This window comes from Bacillota bacterium (genome assembly GCA_040757205.1).
Classification (GTDB): Bacteria; Bacillota; Desulfotomaculia; order Desulfotomaculales; family Desulforudaceae; genus Desulforudis.
In genome coordinates this window covers 1-7,355 of sequence record JBFLXL010000024.1, presented here as the reverse complement: position 1 = coordinate 7,355, position 7,355 = coordinate 1, and the positions used below count along the sequence as shown (strand labels likewise).

General features: G+C 63.9%; 4 protein-coding genes and 5 tRNA genes. 1 reads left to right on the top strand and 8 read right to left on the bottom strand.

All coding sequences use genetic code 11. The features are described from left to right. Positions 1-133: 133 nt before the first annotated feature. Positions 134-1,732: an exo-beta-N-acetylmuramidase NamZ domain-containing protein gene (locus AB1402_10260; GenBank protein ID MEW6541968.1), complete on the bottom strand. Its 1,599-nt coding sequence runs from the start codon at positions 1,730-1,732 to the stop codon at positions 134-136. A gap of 319 nt (positions 1,733-2,051) precedes the next feature. Here AB1402_10260 and AB1402_10255 point away from each other — a divergent pair, with 319 nt between their 5' ends. After that, complete coding sequence (locus AB1402_10255) at positions 2,052-4,505, top strand: TIM-barrel domain-containing protein (protein MEW6541967.1); 2,454 nt, start codon at positions 2,052-2,054, stop codon at positions 4,503-4,505. A 108-nt stretch (positions 4,506-4,613) separates the two neighbouring features. On the opposite strand, the gene AB1402_10250 is transcribed toward AB1402_10255, so the two are convergent. The 7 genes from AB1402_10250 to AB1402_10220 all read right to left on the bottom strand — a co-directional run bounded on the left by AB1402_10250 (position 4,614) and on the right by AB1402_10220 (position 7,160). Continuing rightward, a complete protein-coding gene (locus AB1402_10250) occupies positions 4,614-5,396 on the bottom strand; it encodes a hypothetical protein (GenBank protein MEW6541966.1) in 783 nt (260 codons plus the stop codon). A gap of 247 nt (positions 5,397-5,643) precedes the next feature. After that, positions 5,644-5,739 (bottom strand) — tRNA-Ser (locus AB1402_10245). A gap of 54 nt (positions 5,740-5,793) precedes the next feature. Further along, the gene (tadA, locus tag AB1402_10240) at positions 5,794-6,225 is read right to left on the bottom strand and encodes a tRNA adenosine(34) deaminase TadA (GenBank protein MEW6541965.1); all 432 of its coding nucleotides are present in this window, start codon (positions 6,223-6,225) and stop codon (positions 5,794-5,796) included. Positions 6,226-6,433: 208 nt separating this feature from the next. Beyond that, positions 6,434-6,510 (bottom strand) — tRNA-Arg (locus AB1402_10235). A 221-nt stretch (positions 6,511-6,731) separates the two neighbouring features. Continuing rightward, positions 6,732-6,807 (bottom strand) — tRNA-Arg (locus AB1402_10230). A gap of 34 nt (positions 6,808-6,841) precedes the next feature. After that, positions 6,842-6,936 (bottom strand) — tRNA-Ser (locus AB1402_10225). Between the two features lie 133 nt (positions 6,937-7,069). Then, a tRNA-Ser gene (locus AB1402_10220) sits at positions 7,070-7,160 on the bottom strand. Positions 7,161-7,355 lie beyond the last annotated feature (195 nt).

Genomic DNA, 7,355 nt, shown 5'->3' with positions numbered 1-7,355 from the left:
TGTATACTTGGAGCACGGTTTCAGGGGGTGACATTTTCTCAGGCCACTTTAACGATCTTAAGGGGTGACATTTTCTCAGGCCAAATTAGCGTGTTCTAAGGTGACATTTTCACTGGCCGTTGACACAACCGGATTACCCATTGCTCCTGGGCCGGAATCCAACCTGCGGCGAAATCACAGTGGCGATGCGCGTCCCGCCGTCCCAATGGACTTTGGCCCCCACCGACTCGGCCGTGAACCGCGCCGGGACCATGGTGCGGCCGTCCTTGATAACCGGGCTGGTGTCCAGGGTCACCGCAGTGCCGTCAAACACGGCGGTCGTGCTGCCGACGGTGAACACGCTTTTCTTCCCGGCCCTGGTGATGGTGATCGTCTTGCTCCTCGTTTCATAGTCCACCTGCGCACCCAGAGCTTCCACGATCGCCCGCAGGGGCGCCATCACCCGGTTGTTGGCGTCGATGTACGGAGCGACGTCAGAAACTACCGCGCGGCCGTCGACCAGCACCAGCACCGCCCCCGGCTTGAACGGACGGCCCGGCTCGTAACCGTAGATGAGGTACTTTTCCCGCTCCGCCTTGAACCGGTTCAGCGCCGGCGCGTACCGGGCCTCGATCTCGCCCGGGGAAAGCCCCTCTTCCAGGTACTGCCCCATTTTGTCCGTGCCCATGATTTTGTCGAACATCACGATGTTGTTCGGAGTGCTCTTGGGCACCTTGAAACCGCTCAGGGAACGGGCGTAGGCCAGGGCGTAGATTCCGCTCCGGGCCGGGTTGAAGGTGCGGTAGTTGACGATGTTCAGGCGCACGCCCCCGGCGTCGCCCCGGGTCTCGGGCACGAACACCACGCCGGGCAGCCCGGCCCGGTTCAGCAGGTCGGCGAATTTCCGGGCGTCAACCCCCTTACCGCCGATCCACCGGAACTTGTCGGCCTGAAAGATGCCGGTCCCTTCGCCCAGACCGGTGGCGCCGTACCCGAACACCGCTTCCAGGTCCGGGATGTTCGGCGAAGTCTGCACCCATTTGAGCCCCGTGTCCTGGAAGATCATCGTGCGAGCGTACCCGGCCATGGGCACCACCGTCAAGTCGGCTCCGATCTTGCGGTTGTAAAACCGGGCCAGCTCGCCCGCGGTCATGCCGTGGGACATGGGCAGGTTGTCCACCCCGACGAAGGAAACGAACCGGTCCTCCAGCACCGGCCCCTCCACGATCACCCCGCCGAGCGGGTTGGGCCGGTCCAGCACGACCACCGGCACCTTGTGCTTGGCGGCCGCGACCATGCAGTAGTTCAGGGTCGACATGTAGGTGTAGGACCGGGCGCCGATGTCCTGCACGTCAAACAGGAGCACGTCCACGCCGCGCAGCATTTCCGCCGTCGGCATCCGCGTCGCTCCGTAGAGACTGTACACCGGGATCTTCAGCGCCGGGTGCACGTAGGACTCCACATATTCCCCGGCCTTGGCCTTCCCGTCGATCCCGTGCTCCGGGCCGTAGAGCGCCGTCAGCCGGACCGTCTTGTCTTTCGCCAGGACGTCGATGGTGCTCTCGCCGCGGCTGTTCACCCCGCTCTGGTTGGTGACCAGCCCCACCCTCTTCCCGGCGATCAGGTGGTGGTATTCTTCCATCAGCCGCTCGTTGCCGAGCTTGAAAGCGGCCGCCTCCGCCCCGGGCCGGGGGTCCGCCTGAAACAGCGGCACAAACGCCGCCAGCAACAACACCAGGACTAACCTGCGCATAAATGCCGGCCTCTCTCCGTGGGATTCTTACTTAATTAGACGCACGGGCGCCGCATGAAGTTTCAAAAGTACGCCGGATTTCGTCTCCGAAGAGGCCCGTTCCCGCCGCAGCCCACCTGGGAAGAAGAGGGTTGCGCCGCGGCCGTCACGGAAGGGCACCCCTTCCACGAATGACCGTGCCGGGCGCAAGGCCGCGGTGATGCGGACATACGCCGACTAATAACCTGACCAGGGTTGCAGGCGCCCACGCCGCATGAGGTACAATAAGGCATATCCTGATCAAAAACCGAGAGCGCCCTCTCGTTCCGGAGTGATCACCTTGAGGCTGAAGGATAGACTCCGCCTCCAAATCAGTTCGGCGACCCAGAAATGGTTGAACACCAGGATCCCGCCCCGCGGCGGCCGCCGTTTCGACCGGAACCGGGTCGAACAAGCAGCGGCCGGCGCGGCGGTCCTGGTGAACCGCCACGGCCGGATCACGGCCGGCCCCTTCAGCCGGGGCGTCTTCCGGGTCGGGCTGGAAAGCGCGTACGGCGAGGAATCCTGGATCGGGCACCGGCCCTGGGCGGTCGACCCGGCGCGGCAAGATGCGGACGGCTGGGATTTCACCATCGAGGACGGTGCCGCTCTGGAATTTACCAGCCTGTTGACCGAGGGGTTGGAAGCCCGTATCCGGCTCAGCGTTGCCGAAGGGACTTTGTCAACCTGGATCGGATCCGAGCTCTTCATTGCCGAAGCGCTTCCCCCGCAAACAACCAGACGGTGGCTTCTCGTCAACCAGCGCCTGCCGCGGGCGGGCGCGGTGAGAGTGTTCGGCCTGGGGGAAAACACGCCCCCCATGGACAAAGCCGGCCGAAAAGTCGTGATGTGGAACACGGATAATTCCGATTACCAAATCGGGGACAACCCGCTCTACAAGTCCCTGCCCGTGGCGTTGTTCCAGTACGCGGGCGGGCCGGCCTTCGGGCTAGTCTTCGAGAGCCCGGCCTACGCGCGGTTCGGTTTCTCCGCCGGTGGCAAAGGAATGCGCTACGCCGTCCGGGACACCGAATTGAACTATTTCATCTTGTTGGGACCGACCCTCCCGGAGGTCATGGCCCAACTGGCGTCACTGACCGGCACCCCGGCCCCCCTGCCCAAGTGGGCCCTGGGGTACCAGCAAAGCCGCTGGAGCTATGCGCCTTCCGGCCGCGTGCGGGAGATCGCCGCCGGTTTCCGGAACCGGGACCTCCCCTGCGACGTGCTCCACCTGGACATCGCCTACATGGACCGGTACAAGTGCTTCACCTGGGGGCCGGGCTTCGAGGACCACCAGGACCTGGTCCGGGAGTTGCACGGCCGGGGCTTCAAGGTGGTGACCATCCTCGACCCCGGCATCAAGGTCGAGCCGGGGTACCACGCCTACGACACCGGTGTCCGCCGGGGGGCCTTCGTCACCGGCAAAAAGGGGGAAAACCTCTCCCGGCGGGTCTGGCCCGGACCCTGTCACTTTCCCGATTTTCTCGACCCCGCGGTCCGGGAATGGTGGGGGGAACTGGTGAAGGAGTTCGTGGAGTCCTCCGGAGTGGACGGCATCTGGTGCGACATGAACGAGCCTTCCACCTTCGACCTCCGGCGCACGCTGCCACCGGGGGCGAGGCACAGAGCGGCGGGGGCGGTGACCCTTCCCCACGAGCGGGTGCACAACGCATACGGCCTGCTGATGTCCAAGGCTACGCACGACGGCCTTTCAAAGTCGACCTGTCTCCCCTACGTCATCACGCGGGCGACCTACCTGGGGGGACAGAAATACGCCGCCACCTGGACGGGTGACAACGCCGCCACCTGGGAACACCTGCGGGCGAGCATTCCCATGCTTCTGAACCTCGGGCTTTCCGGCCAGCCGGTCACGGGGCCGGACATCGGGGGATTCAGGGGCACGCCGTCCCCCGAGCTTTACGAACGGTGGATCCTGCAGGGCGCCCTGTACCCGTACTGCCGGACCCACACCTGCCAGGACACCGGGGACCAGGAACCGTGGTCGTTCGGGCCGCGGGTGGAAGCCGCCGCGCGCCGGGCCGTCAAGCTGCGCTACCGGCTCATCCCCTATCTTTACTCACTCCTGTTCGAAGCGTTCCGGACCGGCCAGCCGGTCATGCGGCCGATCTTCTACGAGGCACCGTCGGCCGGGACGCTGAGACCGGAGTATTACGAAACCGAGTTCCTGCTGGGACCCTACCTGCTCGCCGCCCCGCTGACGGACCCGGCGCCGGCCCGGACCTGCCACCTTCCGCCCGGGAAATGGTACTCGTGGTGGTCACGCCGGGAGCGCGCCGGGGGACAGGACTACGAGACGGACCCCGCCGAAGACACCGACCTGCCCCTTTTTATCCGGGAGAACGCGGTCGTGCCGCTGTACCCGGAACCGCCGTCGTTCATCCCGGACCAATCGCTCGACGGCCTCGAGATCGTCATCACCGTGGCTGACCGGGCGGAAGGGCTGGTGGTGGAGTATTTCGACCGGGAGGCGCTGCTGGCTTTTCCGGTGCGGGCGACGGCCGGAAAAGGGTACATCGAGGTGGAGGCCGGCCTGACCAGGGAGGGTGCCGTTCCACAGGCCTACCGTCCCCCGGAAACGCTGCGTCTATTGATCAACCGCCGGGTAAGCCGCCTGGAGCTTTTCTCGCCCCATGCGGCGCACTCCCTGGCCCCCGACCCGGCCAACAGCGCCTGGACCAGAGTCACGGTCACCGGCCCCTCCTTTCCCCTGCGGGGCCGCCTGACCTGCGACTGAGGCCGGAGGTCCGCCTGCCGGCCCTCGGCCCCTGGGGGACTTCGCTGTGGCGTGCTTCAACAGGATCAGTTGTTTGACGTTCCCGGCAACCATAGCACCAGGCGGATGCTAACCGTGGTGCTTGGCCGCTATTTCCGGGACGACGACATCGCACCGCACACCGGGTTTCAGACCGAAGAGCCTTTCGAATTGGTCCGGCTTTAGGAAGCGGAGGGACTGTTCCAGCGCCTTGTAAATCAGGTTGTTCACTTCAAGCGCGTAACGCCGGCCGTCAATGGACCGGTCGCGCAGGACTTGGTCCAGCGCTTCCTTTTGGGCCAGCAGCTCCTTCTGAATACCTAAAACTTTCTCGACCAGCGTCCCGCCGGCGCCGGGAAGCCGGAAACCGATCAGCAGCTCCGTTTCGAGGGCCAGTGTCTCCAGAGGCCCCCGTTCCACCGTCTGCAGGTGCAGACCGATCAGCTTTTCCATGTACTCTTTTTCTTCTTTGCCGAACGCCGGGTTGGACGCCGCGATGTCCGCGGGCGACCCTGAACATCGGGCGATCCGCTCCCGCCACTCACGCTCCGCCGTTTTGGTCGGGGTGCCGTACACGCCCCACACCAACGCCGACAGGGCGTGCCCCCCGGCCTTGGACACCGTGACCCCCGCCGGCCACAGGATCCTGTTCGCCGTCTGGTGACAAGCCCCCGTCAGCCCGTATTCGATTCCCGCTTCCGAATCCGGTTCGGATATGCAGTCCGCCACTCCGGCGTCCCCCGGGCCGCTGCAGATCTCCCTGCCGTCCTCGGCACCGCCCCAGCAGGGCCAAGCGTGGCCTTTGCTGCTGGTGACGTAGGCGTGGTCCAGAAACGGCGCCATATATGAAGCCCAGCCGTAGAGCTTCGTCATCGGTGGTCCTCCTCCTTAATGCCGGATTTCACTGAAAGAGCACCCTTGGAAGTGGTGTTCGCCTACGACTCCTTCAGCTGAATCAAGCCGGTGTTTATTCGGTGTCTTATTGTATTATTGTATATAAATGGCGCCGACGGCGTTCCAAGGGCTAAAGGGAAACGCTCGTACAGGTATGGGCCGATAAAACAAAAAAGAGCGTTCCCGCCCAATGCGCGAGAGCGCCCCGATCTGCCTGATTATTAAGTGGCGGAGAGAGTGGGATTCGAACCCACGAGGCAGCATTTCGGCCGCCTACTCGATTTCGAGTCGAGCGCCTTCAACCGGACTCAGCCATCTCTCCGCGTTGTTTAACGAATATTAATTGTGTTGTCTTTCGACAGCCGTTTAACATCGGCTAACGGCGCAACTCCCGGAAGAACCTTTGGACAATCTCTCGGCACTCGGCCTCCAGCACCCCGGGGATGACCTCCACCTGGTGGTTGAACCGCGGCTCCCGCAGTAATTCGACCACCGAGCCGGCCGCGCCGGCCTTGGGATCGTCCGTCCCGTAGACCACCCGCTTCACCCGGAACTGCACCAGGGCCCCCGCGCACATCGGGCAAGGTTCCATCGTGACATACACCGTGGCCTCGCTCAGGCGCCAGTCGCCGGCGGCCCGCGCCGCCTGCCGCAGCGCCAGGAGTTCGGCGTGCGCCGAGGCGTCGTTGTCCGCCTCGCGCCGGTTGTGCCCGCGCCCGATGATTGTCCCGTCCCGCACCACCACGGCGCCGACCGGAACCTCTCCTTCAGCGTAGGCCTTTTCGGCTTCCCGCAGCGCTTCGCGCATATACCCGGCGTGCACCGCCAGGTCCGGAACGTGGTTCACCCGCTGATCAAACCCGCCTTGTCGCCGGAAAGCGCCCCCGCGCCGTCCCGGCCTATGACTTCCGACTTCCGACTTCCGGCCTCCGACCCTGCAATCACCCCGGGAATACGGCTTGCCGTATTCCTACCACCGGTTCCCACCTCTCACTTCCGGCCTCTCACTTCCAAAATGGTGCGCCCGGAGGGACTCGAACCCCCGGCACGCGGTTTAGGAAACCGCTGCTCTTTCCTCCTGAGCTACGGGCGCATATTGGTGGACCCACTAACGTGGGTACCCCGTCGTTGGTCGTCAGCCGTCGGTGGCCGGCAAGAGAAACGATCCACATATTTGACCGGGTCTTCTTCATCGCTCGTCAGGCAAGAACCCGATTCGGCCTATATAAACCAGAGGAATGCAGCTTCTGCATTCCTTCCGCCGTTTCCACCTCTCACTTCCGGCTTCTCACTTCCGGCCTCTCACTTCCAAAATGGTGCGCCCGGAGGGACTCGAACCCCCAACCTACAGATCCGTAGTCTGACGCTCTATCCGTTGAGCTACGGGCGCACATATTAGTCGTCGGTCGTTGACCACCATTATATGGCGGAGAGAGAGGGATTTGAACCCTCGAGACAGGCATTCACCCATCTACTCGCTTAGCAGGCGAGCGCCTTCAGCCTACTCGGCCATCTCTCCGCGTCTTTAGGCCGGTCCTCAGTCGCCGGTTGCCTAACGTTCCACCAGACCGACCACCGGCGCCGGCCCGGCTGTTACCCGGCGGCCGCCGCATCCGGCTCGCACCGGTCCGATTCCCAACCCGGTCCGACAATGGCGGAGGGGGTGGGATTCGAACCCACGGAACCCGTCTCGGGTTCAACGGTTTTCAAGACCGCCTCCTTAAACCGCTCGGACACCCCTCCGGGCTGCCTCACAGGCAAGTAAAACTATAGCACACCACCCCGTTAGTGTCAATGAAGCGAGGCGGTGAGTGTTGTTGGCCTGTGATATTGTCACCCCGTAAGCGGTCTGAGAAAATGTCACTCATGAAGAAGGGAGACGTTTTCTTGAAACCCAAGGAAGCCAGGAGACTGGACATCATGGAGTGGGTCCTTGCC